Genomic DNA, 24,979 nt, shown 5'->3' with positions numbered 1-24,979 from the left:
CCCGGGGCGCGCCTCCGGCATGATCGGAGCCATGGCCGAGTCGACCGCACCCGTCCTGCCCGAGGGGGGCACCGTCCGACCGATGACCCGATGGGGCGATCCAGTCATGCACCGCCCCGCGCGTCCCGTGACCGAGTTCGGCGACGCCCTGCGTGACCTGGCCGCCGACATGGTCGCGACCATGTACGCCGCCGAGGGGGTCGGCCTCGCCGCCTGCCAGATCGGCGTCGACCTGGCCGTCTTCGTCTTCGACTGCCCCGACGAGTCCGGCACGTCGTACCGGGGCGTGGTGTGCAACCCGGTCCTGGACCTGCCCGAGGGCAAGGACCGTCAGCTCGACGACACCGAGGAGGGCTGTCTCTCCTATCCCGGCGCCTTCGTGCCGTGCGCCCGTCCCGACCGGGCGCGCGTGACCGGCCAGGGACTCGACGGCGAGCCGGTGGAGTTCGCGGGCACGGGGCTGCTGGCCCGCTGCCTGCAGCACGAGACCGACCACCTGCACGGCACGGTCTTCGGCGACCGGCTCTCTGACCGGATGCGGAAGAAGCTGCGCAAGCAGATGGAGGCCGCGGCCGAGGAGTACCCGGAGACCTGGCCGGCCTGATCCCCACAACCCGGTGGTCCCACAGGAAAAGCACCGTTCCCGGGACCGAACCGGTGCGTTTCGTGTGGGACTACCCGGCTGGTCCGCTGCGACACTCTGCCCATGCCGGCCGAGACCATGTCCCGCAGCAGGCGCGTCGCGGCCGCGGTGGTCGCCGCGCTGGCCGCGGTCTTCTGGGGGTTCTTCTGGTTCGGGCTGATCGACCTGCTGGTCGTGGTCGTCCAGGACGAGGAGTTCCACCAGGACTACCTGCTGGAGTCGGGTTGGGGGCTGCTCTACCTCGTCCTCTTCGCCGTCCCCCTCGTGCTGCTGGCTTTCCGTCCGGGGCGCTCGGTGGCACTGGCGCAGCTCGCGGTCGTGACGATGGCGGTCCTGGCCGGAGCTGCCTGGGCCGGCGCCCTGCCGCAGCTGTGGAACGGCCTCGGGCTCGCGCTCACTGTGGGCCTCCTCGCGGCGCTGGGCCGTTGGCGTGGGCTGCGACCGCGGCGTCCGGACGTGGTCCTGGCGGCCCTGGCCGCGGTCGCCCTCCCCGCCGCGATCGCGTACGCCGAGCCGCTGGCCCGCAACGCCACGGTGACCGAGGACATCACCAACGGCGTCTCCCACTGGCCGATGCAGGCCTCGCTGGCGCTCGCAGTCCTCGGCCTCGCCGGGCTCGCCGCCGTCACCCGGGGCCGGCTCCCGGCGTGGACGGCCGCGTTCACCGCCGTCTGGCTCGGCGTCGAGTCGATCGTCTACCCCGACCTCCACGGCAGCCTCGGGACCGTCGGCGGCGCACTCGCGGCGCTGTGGGGCGTGCTGGTCGTCGTCGGCGTGGAGCTGGCCCGTCGGCGGGAACCGGCCCAACCCGGTTAGTCCCACACGTTCGGCACCGGTTCGGGCCGGATCACGGTGCTTTTCGTGTGGGACTAACCGCCGGGAGCCGTTCCTGACCGCCGGGCAGCGACGTAGCAGGCCACCGCGGCGGCCGCGGCGACGTTGAGCGAGTCGATGCCGGCCGCCATCGGGATGATCGCGCGGCGGTCGGCTGACTCCTCCCAGCGCGGCGACAGGCCGTGGCCCTCGGAGCCGAGCACGAGCGCCAGGCGGTCGACGCCGGCGACCGCGTCCTCGATCGCGGTCGCGTCGGGAGCGAGGGTGAGCGCAACCGTGGTGAAGCCCGCTCGGGACAGGGCCGGGAGCGCGTCGTACCAGTCCGGCAGACGAGTCCACGGGGTCGTGAAGACCGCGCCCATGCCGACCTTGATCGAGCGCCGGTAGAGCGGATCGGCGCAGCGCGGCGCCACGAGAACCGCGTCGAAGCCGAGGGCCGCGCCGCAGCGGAAGATCGCGCCGACGTTGGTGTGGTCGACGACGTCCTCCAGGACGAGCACCGATCGCGCGCCGGCGACCACCTCCTCGACGCTCGGGAGCGGGCGACGGTGCAGCGAGGCGAGCGCGCCACGGTGGACGTGGAAGCCGGTGACTTCCTCCGCGAGCGCCTCCGGTACGACGTACACGGGGGCGCCCGAGCCGGACAGGACGTCGTCGAGGCCCTCCAGCCACCGCGGCGCCATCAGGAACGACCGCGGCTCGAAGCCCGCCTCGACGGCGCGGCGCACCACCTTCTCGCCCTCGGCGATGAACAGGCCGTGCTCCGCCTCGAGATGCTGGCGCAGCTGCACGTCACGCAGGTCGCGGTAGTCGGCCAGGCGGGGGTCGTCGGCCGCGTCGATCTCGATCAGGCGCGGTTTCGAGGCTGGCACGCTCGCACCTCAACCTCCGAGGCTCGGGTAGGCCTCGGGATGCGCGATCCGGACCACCTCGCCGACGACGATGATCGCCGGCGCGGTCACCGCGTGGCGGGCCAGGTCGTCGGCGAGCGCGCCGAGCGTGCTGAGCACGGTGCGCTGGGTCGGCATGGTGCCGTCGCAGACGACCGCGACGGGCGTGTCCTCGTCGCGACCGCGGACCAGGAGGGCCTTGGCGATCGCCGGAGCGTTCTCGACGGCCATCATCAGCACGAGGGTGCCGCGCAGGCGGGCGACGCCGTCCCAGTCGACGAGCGACTCGGCGTGCTCCGGGGGCAGGTGGCCCGAGATCACCGTGAACTCGTGGGTGACCCCGCGGTGGGTCACCGGGATGCCGGCGATCGCCGGGACGGCGAGCGGGCTGCTGACCCCGGGGATCACCGTGACCGGTACGCCGGCCTCGCGGCAGGCGAGGATCTCCTCGTAGCCGCGGCCGAACACGAAGTTGTCGCCGCCCTTGAACCGTGCGACCCGCTTGCCGGCGAGGGCACGCTCGACGATCACCCGGTTGATCTCGTCCTGCTGGGCCGAGCGGCCGCGGGGCAGCTTGGCGACGTCGATCAGCTCGGTGTCCGCGCTGAGGTCACCGAGCAGCTCGCGCGGGGCGAGCCGGTCGGCGACGACCACGTCCGCGTCCATCAGCGCCTTGCGGCCGGCCACGGTGATCAGGTCGGGGTCCCCCGGTCCGCCGCCGATCAGCACGACCCCGGCAGGACGCGGACCGGTCGCTCCCTCGAGCTCACCGGAGTGCAGCCCGTCGAGGATCCGGTCGCGCAGGGCGGCCGTCCGTCGCGGGTCGCGGGACTCGCGCTGGTCGCCGAGCACGGCGACGGTCACCTCGCCGTGCCGCCCGACCGCCGGGGTCCACGCGCTTCCCCGGTTCGCGTCGTCGGAGCGCACGCAGAACGTGTGGCGCGCTTCGGCCGCCGCGCTCACCGCGTCGTTGACGGCACTGTCGTCGGTCGCGGCGATGACGTACCAGGCCCCGTCGAGGTCGGTGTCCGCGAAACCGCGACGCAGCCAGGTCACCTCGCCCGCGTCCGCGAGCCCCTCGAGCGCGGGGGTGACGTGCGGCGAGACGACGTGCACGTCGGCCCCGGCGGCGATCAGGCCGGGAACCCGCCGCTGAGCGACCTGGCCGCCGCCGACCACCACGACCCTGCGCCCCTCGAGGCGGAGTCCTGACGGGTACGTCGGGCCGGGTCGACCGGGCGGTGTCGCGCTCACCGGTCCATTGTGGTGGCGCCGTGTGTCGGGGGCATGACGTGGGTTCACCCACCGGACTAGGTTGACGCCATGAGCATCGAACGCCCGGTTTCCCCCGATCCCTACCCGCTGCTCCCGACGGTGCCGTCCTTCACGGTCACCAGCGCGGACGTGACCGACGGCCAGCCGCTCAAGGACGACCAGGTGGCCGCCCTGGGCAACACCTCCCCCCAGCTGTCGTGGAGCGACGTGCCGGAGGGCACCAAGAGCTTCACCGTCACCTGCTTCGACCCCGACGCCCCCACGCCCTCCGGCTTCTGGCACTGGGTGCTCGTCGACCTGCCCGCCGACGTGACCTCGCTCGACACCGGCGCCGGCGCGGAGGGCGCGACCCTGCCCGGCAAGGCGTTCATGTGCCGCAACGACGGCGGATCGAAGGCGTTCATGGGTGCCGCTCCGCCCCAGGGAGACCAGGTGCACCGCTACTTCTTCGTCGTGCACGCGGTGAAGGAGGAGACCCTGGGCGTCGACTCCGACGCGTCGCCGGCCGTGGTGAGCTTCAACCTGGCCTTCAAGACGCTCGGTCGCGCGATCATCCATGGCACCTACCAGCACTGAGGAGACGTCCTCGCGGGAGGACCGTCCGGACGTCCTGGGGGCGCCGTACGTCGCGAGGACCCTGCGGCTGGCCGCCGACGACGAGGGTGAGTGCGTCGCCACGCTCGTGCACCGTCCGGCGGACCGTCCGACCGGGCGGGCCGTGCTGCACGTGCACGGCTTCGCGGACTACTTCTTCCAGGTGGCTGCGGCCGACTTCTGGTGCGAGCGCGGCTACGACTTCTACGCGCTCGACCTGCGCAAGTACGGCCGCTCGCTGCTCGCGCACCAGACGCCGAACTTCGTGACCGACCTGTCCGCCTACTACGAGGAGCTCGACCTCGCCCTCGAGGTGGTGTCGCGGGAGCACGAGCACGTCGTGCTCTCCGCGCACTCCACGGGCGGTCTGACCGTGCCGCTGTGGGCCTCGGACCGCGGCCTGGAGGTCGCGGGGATGGTGCTGAACTCCCCGTGGCTGGACATGCACGGCGACGCGATCACCCGCTACCTCGCGATGCCGGTGCTGCACCGGGTCGGCGCTCGGCGGTCGCGCCTGATGGTGCCGCGCAAGGTCAGCGGGATCTATGCCCGCAGCCTTCACCACGAGCACGAGGGCGAGTGGGAGTTCGACCTCGCCTGGAAGCCGCTGGAGTCGTGGCCCGTGTACGCCGGCTGGATCCGGGCCATCCGCACCGGGCAGGCACGCGTTGCGGCGGGCATCGACGTACGGGCGCCGGTGCTCGTGCTGGCCTCGACCCGGTCCGGGCACCCGTCGTCCATCGAGGACCCGGACGTCTCGAGCACCGACATCGTGCTCGACGTGGAGCAGATCCGGCGCCGGTCGACGCTGCTCGGCCGCCACGTCACGCTCGCGCAGGTCGAGGGCGCGATCCACGACGTGACCCTGTCGCGGCCCGAGGTTCGCAAGGTGGTCTTCGACGAGATCGCCCGGTTCCTCACGGCGTACGTCGAGGGTTAGAACACGTTCCTGGCCCGAGCCGCTAACGTCTCGGCCATGAACCCTGTGACCGGACTCGCCCTCGGCCGAATCGTGATCGGCGCCACCGCCCTCGCCTCCCCCGACGTCGCCGCGAAGCTCTTCCGCCTCGACGCCGCGCGCAACCCGCAGCTGCCCTACATGAGCCGCCTGTTCGGCTCCCGCGAGATCGCGCTCGGCGCCGTGACGCTGGTGTCGAAGGGTGCGGCCCGCCGCAAGCTGGTCGCCCTCGGCATGGCGGTCGACGGCGCCGACGCGTTCGCCGGCTACGACGCCATGAGGTCGGGCTCCGTCAACCAGTCGGTCGGCGTCGGCCTCACCGTGCCCGCCGTGGGTGCGGTCCTCGCCGGGGCGATCGGGCTCGTCACGGGGCGCTGAGACTCGCCGTTCCTCAACGCACCACGAACGCCACCAGCGCGACGACACCGACCACGACGATCACACCGCGGAGCAGCGTCGCGGAGAGCCGGCGTCCCACCGAGGCGCCGATCAGACCGCCGATGATCGCGCCCGCCCCGACCAGGACCGCGGCCAGCCAGTCGACGTGGGTCACGAGGATGAACACGACGGCGGCCACGGCGTTGACCAGCGCCGCGAGCACGTTCTTGACCGCGTTGTGGCGCTGCACGTGGTCGTCGACGCCGATGCCGAAGACCGCCATCAGCAGCACGCCCTGTGCGGCGCCGAAGTAGCCGCCGTACACACCGGTCCCGAACACCGCCGGCCACACCCACCACGCGCCGCGCTCGGGCAGCCCGCCACGCTCCTCGTGGTGGGCTGCCACCGCGCGCTGGATCCGGGGACCGAGCACGACCAGCAGCACCCCGAGCCCGATCAGCACAGGCACCACGGCCTCGAACGCCGCCGACGGCAGCCGGAGCAGCAGCACCGCACCGAGGATGCCGCCGAGCGTCGTGGCCGGCATCAGCCAGCGCAGGCGGTGCCCCTGGCCCTGCAGCTCGCGCCGGTAGCCCCAGGCCCCGGTGAGCGAGCCGGGGACCAGGCCCACGGAGTTCGAGACGTTCGCGGTGACGGGCGGCAGCCCGACGGCGACGAGGATCGGGAACGACACCAGCGTGCCGGACCCGACGATCGTGTTGATCGTCCCGGCCCACACCCCGCCCAGGAGGACGAGAACGGCCTCCCAGAACGAGGAGATCATCCGGCGCTGGGCGGTCCCGCCGCGGGCGGTGCTGCGTCGGGTGCGTCGCTGCTCGGCGCATCGGCGGTCGGAGTGCTGATCGGCCCGCCCGCCGCGGAGGCCTCCGCAGCGGCGATCGCGTCCTTGACGTCCTGGTGTGCCTTCGACAGCGACGGGTCGCTGCCGCCGACCTCCACCCGCTCCATGGAGCCCATGTCGACCCTGGTGCGCGGGCCGCCGGTGTGCTTCGGGATCCCGGACACCTCGTGGACCGCCGACCCCAGGCCCTCGAGCGCCTTGGTGATCTCGGACGGCACCACCCACACCTTGTTGGCGTCGCCCTCGGCGATCTTCGGCATCATCTGGAGGTACTGGTAGGCCAGCAGTGCCTGGTCCGGCTGCCCGTCGTGGATCGCCTGGAACACCGTCTGGATCGCCTGCCCCTCGCCCTGGGCCCGGAGGATCGCCGACTCGCGGTCGGCCTGGGCGCGCAGGATCACGGCCTCGCGGTTGCCCTCGGCGTTGAGGATGGCTGCTTGCTTGTTGCCCTCGGCGGTCAGGATCGCCGACTGGCGCTGGCCCTCGGCGGTCAGGATGGCGGCCCGCTTGTCGCGGTCGGCGCGCATCTGCTTCTCCATCGAGTCCTTGATCGACGGCGGCGGGTCGATCCCCTTGATCTCGACGCGTCCGACGCGCACGCCCCAGCGACCGGTGGCCTCGTCGAGCACGCTGGAGAGTCCTCGGTTGATGTCCTCACGCGAGGTCAGCGTCTGCTCGAGGTCCATGCCGCCGACGATGTTGCGCAGCGTGGTCATGGTGAGCTGCTCGATGGCCTGGATGTAGTTGGCGATCTCGTACGTCGCAGCGACCGGGTCGGTCACCTGGAAGTAGATGACCGTGTCGATCGAGACCACGAGGTTGTCCTCGGTGATCACCGGCTGCGGCGGGAACGAGACCACCTGCTCGCGCATGTCGATCACGTACCGCACGCGGTCGACGAACGGGGTCACGATGTTCAGCCCCGGCTGCAGGGTGGCACGGTACTTCCCGAAGCGCTCGACGATGCCGGCCCGCGCCTGCGGCACGATCCGGATGGTCCGGGCGAGCACCAGGGTCGCGAAGAGCACGAGCACCACGAAGAACGCGAACACGAACGGCATGCGGTTTCCTCTGATCGGGAGCCCGGGTGGGCTCGATGGGTGGTCGGTGGTCGCCCCTGGGCTCAGGCTTCCAGCTGATGGGTGCGCAGGACATAGGCGGTGGCGCCCTTGATCGACACCACGTCGACCGTCGTACCGGCTTCGATCTGGTCGTCCTCGTCGTAGGGCTTCGCGGACCAGACCTCTCCGCCGATCTTCACGCGGCCGGGCGCGGCGTGCGACATCGGCTCGAGGACGTAGCCCCGCTGACCGATGAGGGCATCGGCGCCGGTGCGCAGCGTGGGGCCCGCGTGGAGGCGGTGCACCATGCCCGGCCGGATCACGGCGAGCAGTCCGACGGCCGTGGCGAGCGCGAGCACGATCTGCACGCCGACCGGTACGCCGAACAGCGCCACGACCATGCCGACCAGCGCACCGCCGGCGAGCATGATCAGGATCAGGTCGGTGCTGAGCAGCTCCAGGACCCCGAGGGCGACGGCGATCATCAGCCAGGTCTCCCAGAGGTGATCGCGGAACCAGTCCATGGAACGACCCTATCCAAGCCGCCCAGTGGCCGGAGCGGTTCGGCACACGGCCTCAGCCGACGTGGCGACGGGTGCGGCGGCGGGCGGCGTACCGGCCGTCCTCGTAGGTGAGCATCAGGCTCATGCCGAACGTCAGGGTGAGGTTCTGCGCCGTCATCACCTCGGCCATCGGGCCCTGCGCCATGACCCGTCCCTCGCGGAGCATCAGGGCGTGGGTGAACCCGGGCGGGATCTCCTCGACGTGGTGGGAGACCAGGACGATCGCGGGCGAAAGTGCGTCGTTGGCCAGGACGGTCATCGTCGACACGAGGTCCTCGCGACCGCCGAGGTCGAGACCCGCGGCCGGCTCGTCGAGGATGAGCAGCTCGGGGTCGGTCATCAGCGAGCGCGCGATCTGCACCCGCTTGCGTTCGCCCTCGCTGAGGGTGCCGAAGGTGCGGTCGAGCAGCTTGCCGGCGCCGACCTCGACGAGCAGCGCCCGGGCGCGGTCGTGGTCCAGCTCGTCGTAGTGCTCGCGCCAGCGCCCCACCACGCCGTACGACGCGGACACGACCACGTCACGCACGAGCTCGTCACGCGGGATCCGCTCGGCCACCGCGGCACTGGTGTAGCCGATCCGGGGCCGCAGGTCGAAGACGTCGACGGTTCCGAGCACCTCGCCCAGGATGCCGGCGACGCCGCTGGTCGGGTGGATCTGCGCCGAGCACAGCTGGACCAGGGTGGTCTTGCCGGCACCGTTGGGGCCGAGGATCACCCAGCGCTCGTCCTCCTGGACCGTCCAGCTGACCTGGTCCAGCAACGTCGCCTGACCTCGCCGCACGGTGACATCGGCAAGTTCGAGAACGGTGCTCATGGATCCCTCGGTGCATGGCGGCTGCGGGCAAGGTGTCGGGCGACGGACGGCCGCCCGGGCGGTTCCGTGACAACCTAGCGTGACTACCCTCGACGCGTGTCCCTTCCCCGGAGCGCCGCGCTCGCGCTGTGGCTGAACGCGTGCCTGCGGGGCTCCGTCGGACCCGACGACTTCGCCGAGGCGGTCCGCGGCAGCGACCCGCAGCACCTCGTGGTCGACTGGCCGCATCCCGGCGACGCGACGACGCTCGTCGAGCTGCCTGCGGCCGTCCTGCGGGCCTCCGGCACGAGGGCGGCGCTCGCCCTGCCCGTCGCCGGCGACCTGCTCGGGTTGCGCGGGCCGAGTGCGTTCAACGCGCTCGCCCTCGAGGCCGGCGAGGCCGTCGCGCTGGCCGGTACCGGGCGCGGGCTCGTGCCCACGCTCGACGCTCGCACCGTGCTCTGGCAGTCGGCGGCGGCGGAGCCCGCTCCTCCGCCGGACCCCTCGGAGGAGGGCCGCCAGCTGCGCCAGGCCCTGGTCACGACCACGGCCGAGCTCACCCGCCTCGACGTCGCCTCCTGGCAGCCGGAGATCCCCGACCTGCTGATGAACGTGCGCCACCGCCCGCCGCTGACCCTCCCGCCGGGCGTCCCCCCACGGGCGGCGGAGGACCTCGACCGGGCGGTGCTCTGCCTGCAGATCGCCGAGCTGGCGCTGGACGACGACGGGGGTGCCGCGTCGGCGTACGAGATCGCGGAGCGGCGGCGCTGTCTCACCGATCTGGACCGCGCGGCCCGCCGGGCGATCGTGGCCGTCTGCTCCGATAGCCTCACTGCGTCATGACCGAGCGCAGCGATCCGACGCCTCAGCACCGCGCCCCGGAGGGCACGTCCCGGCCCAAGACGGTGCTGATCACGCTGACCGGCAAGGACCGGCCCGGCGTGACCTCCACGGTCTTCAGCACCCTCGCCGGCTTCAACGTCGAGGTCCTCGACATCGAGCAGATCGTGCTGCGGCGGCGTCTCGTCCTGGGTCTGCTGGTCAGCGAGCCCCGCGACTGGAAGGCGCTGCGCGACGCGGTCCAGCAGGTGGCCGCCGGGCTCGACATGAGCGTCGAGGTCGAGAAGGGCGCCGGCGACAACCGCTCACGTCCCGAGGGACGCAGCCACGTGACCGTGCTCGGGTCCCCGCTGCGCTCGAGCGCGGTGGCCGCCATCGCCGGACGGATCGCGGACACGGGCGCCAACATCGACCGGATCGAGCGGATGGCGCGCTACCCCGTCACCGCGATCGACCTGCACGTCTCCGGGGCAGCACCCGAGCGGCTGCGCGCGATCCTCTCGGCCGAGGCGGCACTCCAGGGCGTCGACGTCGCGGTGCAGTCCGCCGACCTGCTCCGTCGCGGGATGCGGCTGATCGTCATGGACGTCGACTCCACGCTGATCCAGGGCGAGGTGATCGAGATGCTCGCCGCGCACGCCGGGTGCGAGGCCGAGGTCGCCCGGGTCACCGAGGCGGCGATGCGCGGTGAGCTCGACTTCGCCGAGAGCCTGCGCGAGCGGGTGGCGCTGCTCGAGGGCGTCGACGCGTCCTGCCTGGACCAGGTGTACGACGACCTGGTGCTCTCCCCCGGCGCCCGCACCACGGTGCGCACCCTCAAGCGGCTCGGCTACCGGTTCGCGATCGTCTCCGGCGGCTTCAGCCAGATCACCGACCGGCTGGCGGCCGACCTCGGCATCGACTTCTCGGCCGCCAACGAGCTGGAGATCGTCGACGGCAAGCTCACCGGTCGGGTCGTCGGCGAGGTCGTCGACCGGGCCGGCAAGGCGCGCGCCCTGCGGCGGTTCGCCGCCGAGGCCGGCGTACCGGAGGCGGCGACGATCGCGATCGGCGACGGCGCCAACGACCTGGACATGCTCAGCGCCGCGGGTCTCGGGATCGCCTTCAACGCCAAGCCGGTGGTGCAGCAGGCGGCACACACCGCGGTGAACGTGCCCTACCTGGACACCGTCATGTACCTGCTCGGGATCAGCCGCGAGGAGATCGAGGCCGCGGACGCCGCCGCCGGGATCGTCACGCCCGCGCCGCCGCTCGACTGACTCAGTCGCGGGCCGAGCCGCTGCGTCCGATGTGGACCAGGGCGATCCGTGCCGCCGCCACTTCCAGGTCGGCCCAGTCGCCGGCGACCTCCAGGACGGCCACGGCAGAGGTCGGGAAGCCCGCGCCGATCTGCGCGAAGGCAGTCGGCTCCGCGCGCCCGTCGTCGAGGAGGTGCACCAGGTGCGCCATCGTCGGGTTGTGCCCCACGACCATCACGGTCGCGGCCGAGGGCGGCGCGCTGCGGAGCACCTCGAGCGCGGAGTCGGGGCCGGCGGAGTAGAGCCCGGCGTCCAGCTCGGGCTCGAGGTCGAGCGCCGCCCCGGAGCTGAAGGACATCCAGGTCTCGTGGGCCCGGGCGGCGGTCGAGACGAAGGCGTGGTCGGGGAGCACTCCCTGCGCACGCGCCCACTGGCCGGCCTCTGCGGCATCCTGGCGGCCACGCTCGACGAGCCGGCGAGCGTGGTCCGACGCAGCGACCGGCTCGGCCTTGGCGTGGCGCATCACCATCAGCCGGCGTACGTCCTCCCTCACAGTGGCAACTCTGGCAGGGCGTCGAAGCCGTTGTCATGGCACCGACGGGTGATCTGCGTCAACCGGACGGCTGAGTCGTCGATCGCAGGCCGTACCACGAGACGATCCCGCCGGCGGCCAGCAGCGCGGCGCAGACGAGCAGCCCGGACCGGAAGCCGTCGGTGAGCACGCTCGGCCGACGGTAGTCCTCGCCGCTCAGGCCGACCAGGGCAGGGATCGCCGCCACGGCGAGCAGCGAACCGGCGCGGGCGACCGCGTTGTTGATCCCGCTCGCGACGCCGGCGTGCCGGTCCGGAGCAGCGTCGAGGACGGCCGCGGTGAGGGGCGAGACCAGCATCGTCAGCCCGACGGCGAACACCACCATGCCCGGCAGCACGTGGACGACGTACGACGCGTGCGGGCCGATGAAGGCCAGCGGCACCGCCCCGGCCGCGCCGACGAGCGGTCCGACGGTCATCGGCAGTCGCGGGCCCGTGCGCGCGGCGACCACGGCCGCCCGGGAGGAGAACAGGAGCATCACCACGGTCGTCGGCAGCGTCGCCAGACCGGCCTCGAGCGGGCTGTAGCCGGAGGTGACCTGCAGCTGCAGGACGAGCAGGAAGATCATCACCCCGAGGGCGCCGTACACCAGGAACGTCATCAGGTTGGCGGCGGAGAAGACGCGCGAGGCGAACAGCTCCACCGGCGCCATCGCACCGGGTCGTCGCTCGAGCACGACGAACGCTGCGACGAGACCGGCGACCACGACCGCCGCGGCGACCACCACCGGCGCCGACCAGTCCCGCCAGAACGTGAGCGCGGCCGTGAGGGAGGCGAGGGCCGCCGCCCCGACCACGGCGCCGAGCACGTCGAACCTGCCGGCTTCCTCGTCGTCGCGCGACTCGGGCACCTGGCGGCCGAGCACCAGCACCAAGAGGCAGAGCGGCACGTTGATCGCGAAGATCCAGCGCCAGCCCCCGTGCTCGAGCAGGAACCCGCCGACCAGCGGCCCGACCGCGAACGCGACCCCGGACAGGCCGGCCCAGGTGCCGATCGCGGCCGGCCGGTCCTCGCGGCGGAACCCGGACTCGATGATCGCCAGGGAGCCCGGTGTGAGCAGGGCCGCGGCCACGCCCTGGAGCACCCGACCCGCGATCAGCTGGCTCGGCGACTGGGCGAAGGCGCACAGTGCACTGGTGACCCCGAAGGCCGCCACGCCGATCAGGTAGACCTTGCGCCGTCCCAGGCGGTCTCCCAGCGAGCCGCCCACGAGGATCAGGGAGGCCAGCGCCAGCAGGTAGCCGTTGAGCACCCACTGGAGGTCGGCGAGCGAGGCGTCGAGGTCGGTGCCGATCGTGCGGGCCGCGATGTTGACCACGCTGCCGTCCAGGCCGGCGATGCCCGACCCGAGGATCACGGTCGCGAGCGTCAGCCGACCCCGTCGGGACCGGAGCACGAGGAGGTCGTCCGGGTCCGTCACCGCTGCAACCTACCGACCACGCTCATGGCCCGACCAGCGGAATACGTCAGCCGGCGAGCTCAGGCACCCATCGCGTGGTAGCCGCCGTCGACGTGCACGATCTCGCCGGTCGTGGCCGGGAAGAAGTCCGAGAGCAGCGCCACGACCGCCTTGGCGGTCGGCTCCTGGTCGTTCTCGTCCCAGCCGAGCGGTGACCGCGCCGACCAGTTCTCCTCGATGGCCTCGAAGCCGTCGATCGCCTTCGCCGCGAGGGTCTTCAGGGGCCCGGCGCTGACCAGGTTGACCCGCACGCCCTGCGGGCCGAGGTCGCGGGCCAGGTAGCGCGAGCACGACTCGAGGGCCGCCTTCGCCACGCCCATCCAGTCGTACGCCGGCCACGCGACCGTGGCGTCGAAGGTCAGCCCGACGACCGAGCCACCCGACGGCATCAGCGGGAGGCAGGCCTTGCTCAGCGAGGCGAGGGAGTACGCCGAGACCTGCACGGCCTGGGCGACGTCGGGCCAGGGCCCCGTCATGAACTTGCCCCCGAGCAGCGTCTCCGGGTTGCCGTAGGCGATCGAGTGCACCACCCCGTCGAGGCCGTCGACGTGCTCGCGCACCTGGTCGGGCAGCTGCGCCAGGTGCTCGTCGTCGGTGACGTCCAGCTCGAGCACGGGCGGCTGCTGCGGCAGCCGGGCGGCGATCCGGCGCGTGATGCCCAGCGCCCGGCCGAAGTTCGAGATCAGCACGGTGGCGCCCTGCTCCTGGGCCACCTTCGCCACCGCGAAGCCGATCGAGCTGTCCATGGTCACGCCGGTGACCAGGATCCGCTTGCCGTCGAGAATTCCCATGTCAGTGCCCCATTCCGAGTCCGCCGTCGACCGGGATGACCGCCCCGGTGACGTAGCCGGCATCGTCCGAGGCCAGCCAGGTCACCGCGTTGGCGATCTCCGCGGTGGTGCCCATCCTGCCGAGCGGGATCTGGTCGCGGTACGCCGCCTGCTGCTCCTCGGGCAGGACCGCGGTCATGTCGGTCTCGATGAAGCCCGGAGCGACCACGTTCGCGGTGATCGAGCGGCTGCCGAGCTCCCGGGCGATCGAGCGGGCCATGCCCACCAGCCCCGACTTCGAGGCTGCGTAGTTGACCTGACCCGGCGACCCGAGCAGCCCGACCACGCTGGAGACGAACACGATCCGGCCGCGCCGCAGCCTGAGCATGCCCTTCGCCGCCCGCTTGGCCACCCGGAAGGAGCCGGTGAGGTTCGTGTCGATCACCTGCGACCAGTCGTCGTCGGTCATCCGCAGCAGCAGGGTGTCACGGGTGATTCCGGCGTTCGCGACCAGCACCTCGACCGGGCCCTGGTGCTCCTCGACCGCCGCGAACGCCGCGTCGACGGACGCGCTGTCGGTGATCTCGCAGGGCACCGCGAAGGCACCCTCGGGCGCGTCGCCGTTGCGGCTGGTCACGGCGACCTTGTCGCCCTGGGCGACGAACGCCTCCGCGATGGCGCGCCCGATGCCGCGGTTCCCGCCCGTGACGAGGACTGATCTGCTCATGGGCCGACCCTAGCGATCCGCTGTCGGCTACCTCCAAACGGTGCTCGACGCGCGCACGCAACGCACAAGCAATCGACGATCCCGTTGTCGAGGTCCGACAAAGTGAGGGGTCAGTCGTCCTCGAGGCGGAAACCGACCTTGATGCCGACCTGGAAGTGCTCGACCGCGCCGTCCTTGACCTGGCCGCGGACCTGGGTCACCTCGAACCAGTCGATGTGGCGCAGGGTCCTGGCCGCGCGCTCGATGCCGTTGCGGACGGCCTGGTCGATGCCCTCCGGGGAGGTTCCGACGATCTCGGTGACGCGATAGGTGCGATTCGACATGGGCCAAGGATGCCACGCGTGGCCGCTCGCCGAACCCGACGTAGGATCGACAGATGGCCGTGGCACATCGGAAGCGCGATCCGGAGGTCGTCCGGATCACCAGCGCGCCCGAGAGCCCGGACGTCGAGCGCGGCAGCCGCGAGCGGCGCTACATCATCTCGATGGCGATCCGCACCGCGTGCTTCGTCGCCGCGGTCGCGGTCGGCCCCGGCTGGCTGCGCTGGGTGCTCGTCGCGGCGGCGTTCGTGCTGCCCTACGTCGCGGTCGTGATGGCGAACAGCGCCAGCCCGCGCGTCGAGGGCACCGACCCCTTCCTGCCGGGCTTCGCACACCCCGAGCTGGGCGAGGGATCCGCGCCCGCCGAACGCGAAGAGCCGCCATCGGCCGGTGAACGTGGGACAATCTGATCGCGACCGGCATGCCGACCCCCGGGCTGCCGGTTCAGGTGCCGGGCGATTCACCCCCAAGGTCGTCCGGCACCGCCCATGTCCGGACGCTGGAGGCCTGAGGTGACCGCGATCTGCTCGGCGAAGGGCTGCACGGCCCCGGCGACCTGGGACCTGCTCTGGAACAACCCCAAGCTGCACACGCCCGACCGCCGCAAGATCTGGCTCGCCTGCGACCAGCACAAGGAGTCGCTCGGCGACTTCCTCGGCGCCCGCAGCTTCCTGCGCGAGGTCGTCCCGCACACGGACTGAGCCCCGCCGACAGGGCACTGCTGCTTCGTGTCCGTACGCCGAGCGGGCACTGCTGCTGCGCGGGGGTACGGCGACAGGGCACTGCTGCTGCGCGGGGGTACGGCGACAGGGCACTAATGCTGCGGATCGGTAGGCCGAGCGGGCACACCCGCTGGCCACGACGTGCAGCAGCGCTGCCCGCTCGCCGTACCTACACGAAGCAGCGCTGCCCGCTCGGCGTACCTCCAGAAAGCCGCGCTGCCCGCTCGCCGTGCGCCGGTCAGCCGCCGATCGCGGACATCGGGCGGGTCGGCTGCAGGAAGCTCGGGTCGTCGATGCCGTGGCCGGGGAGCTTCCCGGCCATCGCGGCGACCCAGCGGCGGGCGATCTCGTCGTCGTCCGCCCCGTTGCGCAGCGGGGTGCGCAGGTCGGACTCCTCGCGGGCGAAGAGGCAGTTGCGGACCTGACCGTCCGCGGTGAGCCGCACCCGGTCGCAGTCGCCGCAGAACGGCCGGGTCACCGAGGCGATCACGCCGACCGTGAACGGGCCGCCGTCGACCAGGAACTCCTCGGCCGGCTGGCTCCCCCGCGGCCGGCGCGCCTCGGTGAGCACGAACTCGCGCTGGAGCGACTCCAGGATCTCGTCGGCGGTCACCATCGTGCTGCGCATCCAGCCGTGCTGGGGGTCGAGCGGCATCTGCTCGATGAAGCGCAGGTGGTAGCCGTGGTCGAGGCACCAGCGGAGCAGCTCGGGAGCCTGGTCGTCGTTGATGCCGCGCAGCAGCACGGCGTTGACCTTCACGGGCTCCAGCCCGGCTGCCCGAGCGGCCTCCAAACCGGTGATGACGTCGTCGAACCGGTCGCGCAGGGTGATCCGGGCGAAGTCCTCGCGGCGGACGGTGTCCAGGCTCACGTTGACCCGGTCCAGCCCCGCGTCGCGCAGCGCGCCGGCGACCCGGCCGAGGCCGAGGGCGTTCGTGGTCAGCGAGGTCTCCGGGGTCGGCCGCAGCTGCTTGGTGCGGCGTACGACGTCCACGAGGCCCTTGCGCAGCAGCGGCTCGCCGCCGGTGAAGCGCACCGCGGTGATGCCGAGGCGCTCGACGCCGATCCGGATCAGCCGGACCACCTCGTCGTCGGTGAGCACGTCCTCGTTCGGCAGCCAGTCCAGGCCCTCCGCGGGCATGCAGTAGGTGCAGCGCAGGTTGCACCGGTCGATCAGCGAGACGCGCAGGTCGGTGGCGACGCGACCGTGCCGGTCGGCCAGAGGCTGCACGCGCTGCTTGCTCACCCTGCACAGCCTACGTTGCACCCGCGCGCGTACCCTCGCCGCGTGATCCTCGCTTCGCTCGTCAACGCATCTCGGCCACTCGACCTCGAGCAAGCTCGGGCGCTCGATAACCTCGACGCGTGAGGTTCCTGCTCAGCCGTCGGTGGCTGCTGTTCGCGCTCACGGTCGCGGCTCTGGCGTGGCTCGCGAGCCAGCTGGGCGACTGGCAGTTCCACCGCCTCGACGAGCGCAGGGCCGAGAACCGCCTGGTCGCGCACAACCTGGCCGAGCCGCCGGTGCCGATCGACGAGCTGATGAAGGTCGGCGCGGCCCCGTCTGGCCGGCACGAGTGGCGCGAGGTGGTCGCGCACGGCACCTGGGACGACGCCCACACGATCGTGGTGAAGTACCAGACCCGCGACGCCGGGCCCGGGGTCGACGTGGTGACGCCCCTGCGCACCGACCAGGGCGCCGTGCTCGTCGACCGCGGGTGGATGGCGAGCGAGAACAACGGCGGGACGCGGCCCAAGCTCCCCGCCGCCCAGGCCGGAGACGTGACCGTGCTCGGCTGGGTGCGGGTCGACGGCACCGGCAGCTCCACGCAGGTGCACGACCTCGCCACCCGGGCGATCTCCAGCCGCGCGGCGGCACGGGTGCTGCCCTACCCGCTGTACGGCGGATTCCTGGACCTGCACAGCGAGAGCCCGGCGCCGGCCACGCGCCTCGGTGCGACGGAGATGCCCGACGACAAGAGCGAGGGGCCGCACTTCTTCTACGGCCTGCAGTGGTGGTTCTTCGGGGTGCTGGCGGTCGTCGGCTTCGGCTACCTCGCGTACGACGAGTGGCAGCGAGCCCGCGAGGAGCGGGAGACCCGGGACGGTTCGGGGGACGGTCCCGACGACGACGCCGAACCGGACGAGGAACCGGACGAGGATCCCTCAGAGGGCGCGCAGCATGCCGCCGTCGACGGGCAGCATCACGCCGCTCACGAATGACGACGCGGGGCTGAGCAGGAACACGGCGGCGGCCGCGAACTCCTCCGGCTCGCCGTAGCGACCCAGGGGGATGGTCTCGATCGCCCGGGCCCGCGCGCCGGCAGGGTCGCCGGTGGAGGCGTCCAGCTCGGCGACGCGCTCGGTGCCGATCCTGCCGGGCAGCAGGCCGTTGACCCGGATGCCGCGGGGACCGAGCTCGTCGGCCATCGTCTTCGCGGCCATGGCCAGTCCCGGCCGGAGGCCGTTGGACACGGCCAGGTTGGCGAGTGGCGCGCGCACGGAGCTGGACAGCACGAACGCGATCGAGCCGCCGGGCCCCTCGGGCACCGGCTGGATCGTCTCGGCGACGGCGCGGGCGACCCGGAGTGCGCCGACGAACACCGACTCGAACGACGACGTCCAGACCTCGTCGGGCGTGTCCATCACGGTGCCGGTGGGCGGACCCCCGACGGAGATCAGGGCGCCGTCGACCCGGCCCCAGCGGTGCAGGGCGGCCGCGACGACCGCGTCGCCGACGTCGGGGTCGGCGTTGTCGGCGAGCACGCCGAGAGCACCCTCGCCGAGGGCGGCGACGGCGTCGTCGAGGCGTCCGCGGTCGCGGCCCGAGACGACCACGTGCGCCCCGCACGCGACCAGCAGCTCCGCGGTGGCACGGCCGAGACCTCGGGTGCCGCCGGTGAGGACGTAGACCTTGCCGTCGAGCTGCCAGTGGTCGCGTGTGCTGTCCATGGGCCCCAACCTAAGCCGATCAGAGCGCCTCGAGCGCGGGTCCGGGGCCGGTGTCGGCGTGCACCGGCTTGAACTGCGTCGCGTAGAGGTCGGCGTAGGTGCCGCCCTCGGCGAGCAGCTGCTCGTGGGTGCCGCGCTGCACGATCCGGCCGTCCTCGACCACGAGGATCTGGTCGGCGTTGCGCACCGTGGACAGCCGGTGGGCGATCACGAGCGAGGTGCGGCCCTCCAGCGCGGTGTCGAGCGCCCGCTGGACGGCGTACTCGGACTCCGAGTCGAGGTGGGCGGTGGCCTCGTCCAGCACGACGATTCGGGGCGCCTTCAGGAGCAGCCGGGCGATCGCCAGCCGCTGCCGCTCACCGCCGGAGAGGCGGTAGCCACGGTCGCCGACGACCGTGTCGAGCCCGTCGGGCATGCCGTGGACGAGCGCGGCGATCTGCGCCGACTCCAGTGCCGCCCAGATGTCCTCGTCGGACGCCTCCGGACGTGCGTAGCGGAGGTTCTCGCGGATGGTGTCGTGGAACATGTGCGCGTCCTGCGTGACGTAGCCGACGGCGTCCTCGAGGGACTGCAGGGTCACGTCGCGCACGTCCCAGAGCTGGGCGTCGTCGCCCACGCGGACCGTGCCGGAGGTCGCGTCGTAGAGCCGGGCGACGAGGTGGGTGATCGTGGTCTTGCCGGCGCCGGACGGCCCGACGAGCGCGACCATCTGACCGGGCTCGGCGACGAACGAGATGTCGTGGAGCACCTCTCCGTGGTCGCGGCTCTCGAGCCGCGCGACCGTCTCCAGGCTGGCCAGCGAGACGTCCTCGGCGCGGGGGTAGGTGAACGCGACGTGGTCGAACTCGAGGCGCGCGGAGTGCGGGTCGAGAGCGACCGCGTCAGGGCGCTCCTGGATCGTCGAGGGCAGGTCGAGCACCTCGAAGACCCGGTCGAAGCTCACCAGTGCGGTCATCACGTCGACGCGGACGTTGGACAGGCCCTGCAGCGGCCCGAGCAGCCGGAGCAGCAGGGTCGCGAGCGCCGTCAGCGTGCCGATCGTGAGCGTGGAGCTGATCACGAGGTGCCCGCCGATCCCCCAGACCAGCGCGGTGGCGAGCGCCGGGATCAGCATCATGGTCGCGGCGAAGATGCGGGTCACGAGCGCGATCCGGACCCCGAGGTCACGCACGACACCGGCCTTGTCGGCGTACCGCGCGTCCTCGTCGTCGCGCCGGCCGAAGAGCTTCAGCAGCAGGGCACCGCCGACGTTGAAGCGCTCGGTCATCATGTTGCCGAGGTCGGCGTTGCCGTTCATCTGCGCCCGCGTCAGGCCGCTGATCTGGCCGCCGACCCAGCGGGACGCGAGCAGCAGGAGCGGGAAGAGCGCGAGGCAGGCCAGGGTGATCTGCCAGGACAGGACCACCATCGCGACCCCGACGACCACCACGGAGATCGTGTTCGACACCGTGCTGGACAGGGTCGACGTGAACGCGCGCTGGGCGCCGATCACGTCGTTGTTGAGGCGGGAGACCAGCGCACCGGTCTGGGTGCGGGTGAAGAAGGCCAGCGACATCCGCTGCACGTGGCCGAAGACCTTCGTGCGCAGGTCGAAGATGAGGTTCTCGCCGATGCGCGAGGACAGGTAGCCACTGCCGACCCCGAGGGCCGCGTCGAGCAACGACACACCCACCATGCCGAACGCCAGGAGCGTGACGAGGCCACCGTCGCCCTTCCTGATGCCGTCGTCGAGGAGGGCCTTCACCAGGAGCGGGTTGACCACCACGAGCGCGGCGTCGACCACCACGAACCCGATGAACGCGGTGAGGAGGCGGCTGTGCGGGCGGGCGAACCCGAAGACGCGGCGCATCGTGCGCCGGGTCAGCTTCTGGTCGACCACGGACCGGTCGGTGCGCAGCGACCGCATCGCCGCGCCCATGGGGTGCATCGTGCTCATCGGCGCCCCCTCTCCCTTCCGTGGTCAGTGCTCAAGCGACCAGCTCCCTGAACCGGCGCAGCTGCGCCTCGCGCTCGAGCCTCCGCTGGTCGTCCAGGTCGTGCTCGGCGGCGCCACGCAGCAGCGCCTTGGTCTCGCGGACAGCCCCTGCGGCGTTGGCCAGGACCGCCTGGACCAGGTCTGCAGTTGTCGCGTCGAGCTCGGAGACCGGTACGACGGCCGTCGCCAGCCCGAGCTCGCGCGCCTCGTCCGCCTGGACGGTGCGTGCCGTGGCGCAGATCTCCAACGCCCGCGAGTAGCCAACAAGCTCGACGAGTGGTTTTGTTCCCGTCAGGTCGGGGACCAGGCCGAGGGCCGGCTCCTTCATGCAGAACTTCACGTCGTCGGCGACCACCCGCAGGTCGCACGCGAGCGCGAGCTGGAAGCCCGCGCCGATCGCGTGGCCCTGGACCTGGGCGACCGAGACGAAGCGCGGGTCGCGCAGCCAGGTGAAGCCGTGCTGGTAGCCGTCGATCGCGTCGAGCACGGCCTCGTCGCTGCCGTGCATCAGCGCGGCCACGGACTCCTCCCCCGGCAGGCCGTCGGGCGACAACAGACCGATGTCCAGCCCCGCGGAGAACGAGGCGCCGGCGCCCTTCAGCACGACCACGCGGATCTCGTCGGGCAGGTGCTCCCCGATCTGCGCGAGGGCGTGCCACATCGACGGCGTCTGCGAGTTGCGACGCTCGGGGGAGCTCAGCGTGATGGTCGCGACCGCGCCGTCGAGGGTGAGGGCGAGGCGGGCGTGCTCGAGTGCCGCCGCGTCGGGAAGTCCGGTCATGGCCTGAGGCTATCTCCGGGGGCCGACGTCGTTCCGGCAACCTGGACCACCGACGGACTCGACGACCGGCTGGCTCGGGCGGCGTGGCGTCAGGCCAGGCTGACGAGGTCGGCGTACCCCTCGTTCCAGAGGTCCTCGACGCCGTCGGGCAGGATCAGCACGCGGTCGGGCTCGAGCGCGAGCACGGCGCCCTCGTCGTGGGTGACCAGGACGATCGCCCCGGTGTAGGAGCGGATCGCGCCGAGCACCTCCTCGCGCGACGCGGGGTCGAGGTTGTTCGTCGGCTCGTCCAGCAGCAGCACGTTGGCCGAGGACACCACCAGGATCGCCAGCGCGAGCCGGGTCTTCTCGCCACCGGAGAGCACGCCGGCCGGCTTGTTGGCGTCGTCGCCGCTGAAGAGGAAGGACCCGAGGACCGAGCGGGCCTCCGAGTCGGTCAGCTGCGGCGCCGACGTACGCATGTTCTCCAGGACGGTGCGGGAGACGTCGAGGGTCTCGTGCTCCTGCGCGTAGTAGCCGAGCTTGAGCCCGTGACCCGGTACGACGCTGCCGGTGTCGGGCCGGTCGATGCCCGCGAGGATCCGCAGCATGGTGGTCTTGCCCGCGCCGTTGAGGCCGAGGATGACGACCCGGCTGCCCTTGTCGATCGCGAGGTCGACGTCGGTGAACACCTCGAGGGAGCCGTAGGACTTCGAGAGCTCCTCGGCCATGAGGGGCGTCTTGCCGCACGGAGCCGGCTCGGGGAACTTGATCCGGGCCACCTTGTCGGCCGCACGCTCGCCCTCGAGGCCGCCGAGCATCTTCTCGGCGCGCTTGATCATCGACTGCGCAGCCTTCGCCTTGGTGGCCTTGGCACGCATCTTGTTCGCCTGGGTGAGCAGCGCCTCGGCGGTCTTCTCGGCGTTCGCGCGCTCGCGCCGGCGACGGTGCTCGTCGTTCTCGCGCTGCTGCAGGTAGTTCTTCCAGGTCATGTTGTAGACGTCGACCTCGGCGCGGTTGGCGTCGAGGTGCAGCACCTTGTTGACGCAGGCCTCGAGCAGCTCGACGTCGTGGCTGATCACGACCAGCCCGCCGCTGAAGGTGCGCAGGAACTCGCGCAGCCAGACGACGGAGTCTGCGTCGAGGTGGTTGGTCGGCTCGTCGAGCAGGAGGATGTCGGCCCCGGAGAAGATGATCCGCGCCAGCTCGACGCGTCGTCTCTGGCCCCCGGACAGGGTCTTCAGCGGCTGGGCGAGGAGCCGGTCGTCGATCCCGAGGCCCGACGCGATCTGCGCGGCCTCGGCCTCGGCGGCGTACCCGCCCGCCGCGTGCAGCGCCGCGTCCGCCGACTCGTAGCGCCGCATCCCCCGGTCCCGTACGGCGGGGTCCTCGGAGGCCATCTCCTTCTCCGCGACGCGCAGCCGCTGGACCGCCTCGTCCAGGCCGCGTGCCGAGAGGATCCGGTCGCGGGCCAGCACCTCGGGATCGCCGGTGCGGGGGTCCTGCGGCAGGTAGCCCAGCGAGCCGGAGTTAGTGACGCTGCCCGAGGCGGGCAGACCCTCCCCGGCCAGGATCCGGGTCAGCGTGGTCTTGCCGGCGCCGTTGCGTCCCACCAGCCCGACCTTGTCGCCCTTGGCGACCCGGAACGACACGTCCTGCATCAGCAGACGGGCGCCGGCACGGACTTCGAGGCGGGAGGCGGTGATCACGGAGCGATTAGTGTACGAGGCGCTGGGCACCTGAGTGCACCGAGGGGAAGGTGGCGGCATGCGGTTCAATCCGAGGGCGCGGATCGACGAGAGCCAGATCGAGAACCGTGGCGGGGGCGGCGGCTTCGGCGGCGGACTGGGCAGCGGTGGCATGCGGCTGCCGATCCCGTCGGGCGGCGGGGGCCGGATCGGCCTCGGCACGGTCGTCGTGATCCTCCTGTACGTCGTGATCTCCGCCCTGTCCGGCAACAACCCGGTGCCCGGAGCGGGCGGGAGCAGCGACCAGGGCTCGACCGCGACGAGCAACTGCCGCACCGGCGCCGACGCGAACAAGTCCCAGGACTGCGCGATCGACCTGATCACCAACTCGGTGCAGGCCTACTGGAGCACGGCGTACCAGGAGCAGAGCGGTCAGGCCTACCAGCAGATCCGCACCGTGAAGTACTCCGGCCAGACCTCGTCGGGCTGCGGTACGGCGAGCTCGGCGATGGGGCCCTTCTACTGCCCCAACGACAAGCGGGTGTACATCGACAAGAGCTTCATGGACGACATGCTCAAGGGCCAGCTCGGCGCCAAGGGCGGCCCGTTCGCGCTCGCCTACGTGATCGCCCACGAGTACGGCCACCACATCGAGGACCAGCTCGGCCTGCTCGCCAGGATGCGCACGCAGCAGGGGCCGAAGAGCGACTCGGTGCGGATCGAGCTGATGGCCGACTGCCTCGGCGGCGCGTGGGCCAAGAACGCACAGACCACGAAGGACGCCCAGGGCACCCAGATCATCGAGGACCTCACCCAGGACGACATCGCCCGGGCGATCGACGCGGCCCAGGCGGTCGGGGACGACCGCATCCAGAAGGAGTCCTCCGGCCGCGTGAATCCTGAGTCGTGGACCCACGGGTCATCGGCGGAGCGGGTGCACTGGTTCAATGTGGGCCTGAAGGACGGCACGATCGACGCGTGCAACACCTTCGCGCCCGGGGCCCTCTGAGCAACCAGGGGCCCTCGACACCTGAGGAGACCCATGTCCGCCACCGCTGAGGAACAGCACGGAACCACGCCCCCGGCCAGCGACATCCTGGCGATCGCCCGGGAGCAGGTGCTCGAGCGGGGAGTGCCGCTGGACGAGGCCCAGATCCTCCAGGTGCTGCGCACCGGTGACGACCTGCTTCCCGAGCTGCTGGAGCTGGCGCACGAGGTGCGGATGAAGTGGTGCGGCCCCGAGGTCGAGGTCGAGGGGATCGTCTCGATCAAGACCGGCGGTTGCCCGGAGGACTGCCACTTCTGCTCCCAGTCGGGCCAGTTCACCTCCCCGGTCCGCTCGGTGTGGCTGAACATCCCCGAGCTGGTCAAGGCGGCCGAGCAGACCGCGGCGACCGGAGCCACCGAGTTCTGCATCGTCGCGGCGGTCCGCGGGCCGGACGAGCGGCTGATGAGCCAGATGCGTGACGGCGTACGGGCGATCAAGGAGTCGGTGCCGGGCATCGAGGTCGCCGCGTCGATCGGGATGCTGACGCAGGAGCAGGTCGACGACCTGGTCGACATGGGCATCCACCGCTACAACCACAACCTCGAGGCGGCCCGCTCCTACTTCCCGCAGGTGGTGTCGACGCACTCCTGGGAGGAGCGCTGGGACACCTGCCTGATGGTGCGCGAGTCCGGCATGGAGCTGTGCTGCGGGTGCCTGGTCGGCATGGGCGAGACCGTCGAGCAGCGGGCCGAGCTGGCCGCGCAGCTGGGCGAGCTGCAGCCCGACGAGGTGCCGCTGAACTTCCTGAACCCGCGCCCGGGCACGCCCTTCGGAGACCTTCCCCTGATGGAGAGCTCGGAGGCGCTGCGCACGATCGCGGCGTTCCGGCTGGCGCTCCCCCGCACGATCCTGCGGTACGCCGGGGGCCGCGAGCTGACCCTCGGCGACCTGGGCACTCGCGAGGGCCTGCTCGGCGGCATCAACGCGGTGATCGTCGGCAACTACCTGACCACGCTGGGCCGCGACCCGCAGGAGGACCTCGACCTGCTCGCCGACCTGAAGATGCCGATCAAGGCGCTCAGCAGCAGCCTGTGAGCACG

28 protein-coding genes are annotated in these 24,979 nt (G+C 71.9%); 12 read left to right on the top strand and 16 right to left on the bottom strand.

The features are described from left to right. Positions 1-31: 31 nt before the first annotated feature. Together def and EFL26_RS15335 are read left to right on the top strand one after the other, a co-directional pair. Positions 32-604 carry a peptide deformylase gene (gene def / locus EFL26_RS15340; RefSeq protein WP_246000209.1) on the top strand — a complete coding sequence of 191 codons (573 nt, stop codon included), beginning with the start codon at positions 32-34 and terminating at the stop codon, positions 602-604. A 102-nt stretch (positions 605-706) separates the two neighbouring features. Beyond that, the gene (locus tag EFL26_RS15335) at positions 707-1,459 is read left to right on the top strand and encodes a hypothetical protein (RefSeq protein ID WP_123223697.1); all 753 of its coding nucleotides are present in this window, start codon (positions 707-709) and stop codon (positions 1,457-1,459) included. Positions 1,460-1,512: 53 nt separating this feature from the next. On the opposite strand, the gene EFL26_RS15330 is transcribed toward EFL26_RS15335, so the two are convergent. Then, positions 1,513-2,349, bottom strand: a complete 837-nt coding sequence (locus tag EFL26_RS15330; RefSeq protein ID WP_246000208.1) for a TrmH family RNA methyltransferase — start codon at positions 2,347-2,349, stop codon at positions 1,513-1,515. Between the two features lie 9 nt (positions 2,350-2,358). Continuing rightward, a complete protein-coding gene (gene cobA, locus EFL26_RS15325) occupies positions 2,359-3,621 on the bottom strand; it encodes a uroporphyrinogen-III C-methyltransferase (RefSeq protein WP_123223696.1) in 1,263 nt (420 codons plus the stop codon). Positions 3,622-3,690: 69 nt separating this feature from the next. On the opposite strand from cobA, the gene EFL26_RS15320 reads away from it, so the two are divergent. From EFL26_RS15320 to EFL26_RS15310, 3 genes are read left to right on the top strand one after another with little or no spacing between them, the layout of a single operon-like run. Then, positions 3,691-4,218: a YbhB/YbcL family Raf kinase inhibitor-like protein gene (locus EFL26_RS15320; protein ID WP_123223695.1), complete on the top strand. Its 528-nt coding sequence runs from the start codon at positions 3,691-3,693 to the stop codon at positions 4,216-4,218. After that, a complete protein-coding gene (locus EFL26_RS15315; protein WP_123223694.1) occupies positions 4,199-5,176 on the top strand; it encodes an alpha/beta hydrolase in 978 nt (325 codons plus the stop codon). Before EFL26_RS15320 ends, EFL26_RS15315 begins: the two co-directional genes overlap by 20 nt. A gap of 36 nt (positions 5,177-5,212) precedes the next feature. Continuing rightward, the gene (locus EFL26_RS15310; protein ID WP_148046727.1) at positions 5,213-5,572 is read left to right on the top strand and encodes a DUF4267 domain-containing protein; all 360 of its coding nucleotides are present in this window, start codon (positions 5,213-5,215) and stop codon (positions 5,570-5,572) included. 13 nt (positions 5,573-5,585) lie between these two features. Here the strand turns inward: EFL26_RS15310 and EFL26_RS15305 are convergent, their stop codons facing one another. From EFL26_RS15305 to EFL26_RS15290, 4 genes are all read right to left on the bottom strand, one after another. Further along, the gene (locus EFL26_RS15305) at positions 5,586-6,356 is read right to left on the bottom strand and encodes a sulfite exporter TauE/SafE family protein (RefSeq protein WP_123223692.1); all 771 of its coding nucleotides are present in this window, start codon (positions 6,354-6,356) and stop codon (positions 5,586-5,588) included. Continuing rightward, the gene (locus tag EFL26_RS15300; protein WP_123223691.1) at positions 6,353-7,495 is read right to left on the bottom strand and encodes an SPFH domain-containing protein; all 1,143 of its coding nucleotides are present in this window, start codon (positions 7,493-7,495) and stop codon (positions 6,353-6,355) included. Before EFL26_RS15300 ends, EFL26_RS15305 begins: the two co-directional genes overlap by 4 nt. Before the next feature lie 62 nt (positions 7,496-7,557). After that, positions 7,558-8,019: an NfeD family protein gene (locus tag EFL26_RS15295; RefSeq protein WP_123223690.1), complete on the bottom strand. Its 462-nt coding sequence runs from the start codon at positions 8,017-8,019 to the stop codon at positions 7,558-7,560. A 52-nt stretch (positions 8,020-8,071) separates the two neighbouring features. Beyond that, on the bottom strand, positions 8,072-8,872 hold the full coding sequence (locus EFL26_RS15290; RefSeq protein ID WP_123223689.1) for an ABC transporter ATP-binding protein: 801 nt from the start codon (positions 8,870-8,872) through the stop codon (positions 8,072-8,074). A gap of 96 nt (positions 8,873-8,968) precedes the next feature. Between EFL26_RS15290 and EFL26_RS15285 the strand changes: the two genes are divergently transcribed. Together EFL26_RS15285 and serB are read left to right on the top strand one after the other, a co-directional pair. Then, a complete protein-coding gene (locus EFL26_RS15285; protein ID WP_123223688.1) occupies positions 8,969-9,694 on the top strand; it encodes a hypothetical protein in 726 nt (241 codons plus the stop codon). Further along, positions 9,691-10,950 carry a phosphoserine phosphatase SerB gene (gene serB / locus EFL26_RS15280; RefSeq protein WP_123223687.1) on the top strand — a complete coding sequence of 420 codons (1,260 nt, stop codon included), beginning with the start codon at positions 9,691-9,693 and terminating at the stop codon, positions 10,948-10,950. The genes EFL26_RS15285 and serB overlap by 4 nt, the downstream gene beginning before the upstream one ends. A 1-nt stretch (position 10,951) precedes the next feature. On the opposite strand, the gene EFL26_RS15275 is transcribed toward serB, so the two are convergent. From EFL26_RS15275 to EFL26_RS15255, 5 genes are all read right to left on the bottom strand, one after another. Then, entirely contained in the window at positions 10,952-11,482 is a 531-nt protein-coding gene (locus EFL26_RS15275; protein WP_148046726.1) for a SixA phosphatase family protein, read from the bottom strand. Positions 11,483-11,540: 58 nt separating this feature from the next. Further along, the gene (locus tag EFL26_RS15270) at positions 11,541-12,941 is read right to left on the bottom strand and encodes an MFS transporter (RefSeq protein WP_123223685.1); all 1,401 of its coding nucleotides are present in this window, start codon (positions 12,939-12,941) and stop codon (positions 11,541-11,543) included. 59 nt (positions 12,942-13,000) lie between these two features. Next, on the bottom strand, positions 13,001-13,771 hold the full coding sequence (gene fabI, locus EFL26_RS15265; protein WP_123223684.1) for an enoyl-ACP reductase FabI: 771 nt from the start codon (positions 13,769-13,771) through the stop codon (positions 13,001-13,003). A 1-nt stretch (position 13,772) separates the two neighbouring features. Further along, positions 13,773-14,477, bottom strand: a complete 705-nt coding sequence (gene fabG, locus EFL26_RS15260; RefSeq protein ID WP_123223683.1) for a 3-oxoacyl-[acyl-carrier-protein] reductase — start codon at positions 14,475-14,477, stop codon at positions 13,773-13,775. Positions 14,478-14,587: 110 nt separating this feature from the next. Beyond that, entirely contained in the window at positions 14,588-14,800 is a 213-nt protein-coding gene (locus EFL26_RS15255) for a dodecin (protein ID WP_123223682.1), read from the bottom strand. A 53-nt stretch (positions 14,801-14,853) separates the two neighbouring features. On the opposite strand from EFL26_RS15255, the gene EFL26_RS15250 reads away from it, so the two are divergent. Both EFL26_RS15250 and EFL26_RS15245 read left to right on the top strand, forming a co-directional pair. Next, the gene (locus tag EFL26_RS15250; protein ID WP_123223681.1) at positions 14,854-15,207 is read left to right on the top strand and encodes a DUF3099 domain-containing protein; all 354 of its coding nucleotides are present in this window, start codon (positions 14,854-14,856) and stop codon (positions 15,205-15,207) included. A gap of 78 nt (positions 15,208-15,285) precedes the next feature. Continuing rightward, positions 15,286-15,498 (top strand): acetone carboxylase, encoded by a 213-nt coding sequence (locus EFL26_RS15245; protein ID WP_123223680.1) that lies wholly within the window; start codon positions 15,286-15,288, stop codon positions 15,496-15,498. 259 nt (positions 15,499-15,757) lie between these two features. Here the strand turns inward: EFL26_RS15245 and moaA are convergent, their stop codons facing one another. Next, positions 15,758-16,765, bottom strand: a complete 1,008-nt coding sequence (moaA, locus tag EFL26_RS15240; protein ID WP_246000207.1) for a GTP 3',8-cyclase MoaA — start codon at positions 16,763-16,765, stop codon at positions 15,758-15,760. A gap of 119 nt (positions 16,766-16,884) precedes the next feature. Here moaA and EFL26_RS15235 point away from each other — a divergent pair, with 119 nt between their 5' ends. After that, positions 16,885-17,739 (top strand): SURF1 family cytochrome oxidase biogenesis protein, encoded by an 855-nt coding sequence (locus EFL26_RS15235; RefSeq protein WP_123223679.1) that lies wholly within the window; start codon positions 16,885-16,887, stop codon positions 17,737-17,739. Here EFL26_RS15235 and EFL26_RS15230 read toward each other — a convergent pair. The 4 genes from EFL26_RS15230 to EFL26_RS15215 all read right to left on the bottom strand — a co-directional run bounded on the left by EFL26_RS15230 (position 17,683) and on the right by EFL26_RS15215 (position 22,864). Continuing rightward, positions 17,683-18,468 carry an SDR family oxidoreductase gene (locus EFL26_RS15230; protein WP_123223678.1) on the bottom strand — a complete coding sequence of 262 codons (786 nt, stop codon included), beginning with the start codon at positions 18,466-18,468 and terminating at the stop codon, positions 17,683-17,685. The genes EFL26_RS15235 and EFL26_RS15230 overlap by 57 nt on opposite strands. A gap of 19 nt (positions 18,469-18,487) precedes the next feature. Further along, complete coding sequence (locus tag EFL26_RS15225; protein WP_123223677.1) at positions 18,488-20,404, bottom strand: ABC transporter ATP-binding protein; 1,917 nt, start codon at positions 20,402-20,404, stop codon at positions 18,488-18,490. A 31-nt stretch (positions 20,405-20,435) separates the two neighbouring features. Next, positions 20,436-21,224 (bottom strand): enoyl-CoA hydratase/isomerase family protein, encoded by a 789-nt coding sequence (locus EFL26_RS15220; RefSeq protein WP_123223676.1) that lies wholly within the window; start codon positions 21,222-21,224, stop codon positions 20,436-20,438. A gap of 89 nt (positions 21,225-21,313) precedes the next feature. Continuing rightward, entirely contained in the window at positions 21,314-22,864 is a 1,551-nt protein-coding gene (locus EFL26_RS15215) for an ABC-F family ATP-binding cassette domain-containing protein (RefSeq protein ID WP_281273765.1), read from the bottom strand. Positions 22,865-22,970: 106 nt separating this feature from the next. Here EFL26_RS15215 and ypfJ point away from each other — a divergent pair, with 106 nt between their 5' ends. Continuing rightward, positions 22,971-23,900, top strand: a complete 930-nt coding sequence (ypfJ, locus tag EFL26_RS15210; protein WP_123223674.1) for a KPN_02809 family neutral zinc metallopeptidase — start codon at positions 22,971-22,973, stop codon at positions 23,898-23,900. A 33-nt stretch (positions 23,901-23,933) separates the two neighbouring features. Next, positions 23,934-24,974, top strand: coding sequence for a biotin synthase BioB (bioB, locus tag EFL26_RS15205; protein ID WP_123223673.1), 1,041 nt, complete (start codon positions 23,934-23,936; stop codon positions 24,972-24,974). Positions 24,975-24,979 lie beyond the last annotated feature (5 nt).

The sequence above is a fragment of the Nocardioides pocheonensis genome (genome assembly GCF_003725535.1).
Taxonomy (GTDB): domain Bacteria; phylum Actinomycetota; class Actinomycetes; order Propionibacteriales; family Nocardioidaceae; genus Marmoricola; species Marmoricola pocheonensis.
Note: the sequence above shows the minus strand (reverse complement) of the source record. Positions and strands in the feature narration are given on the sequence as shown.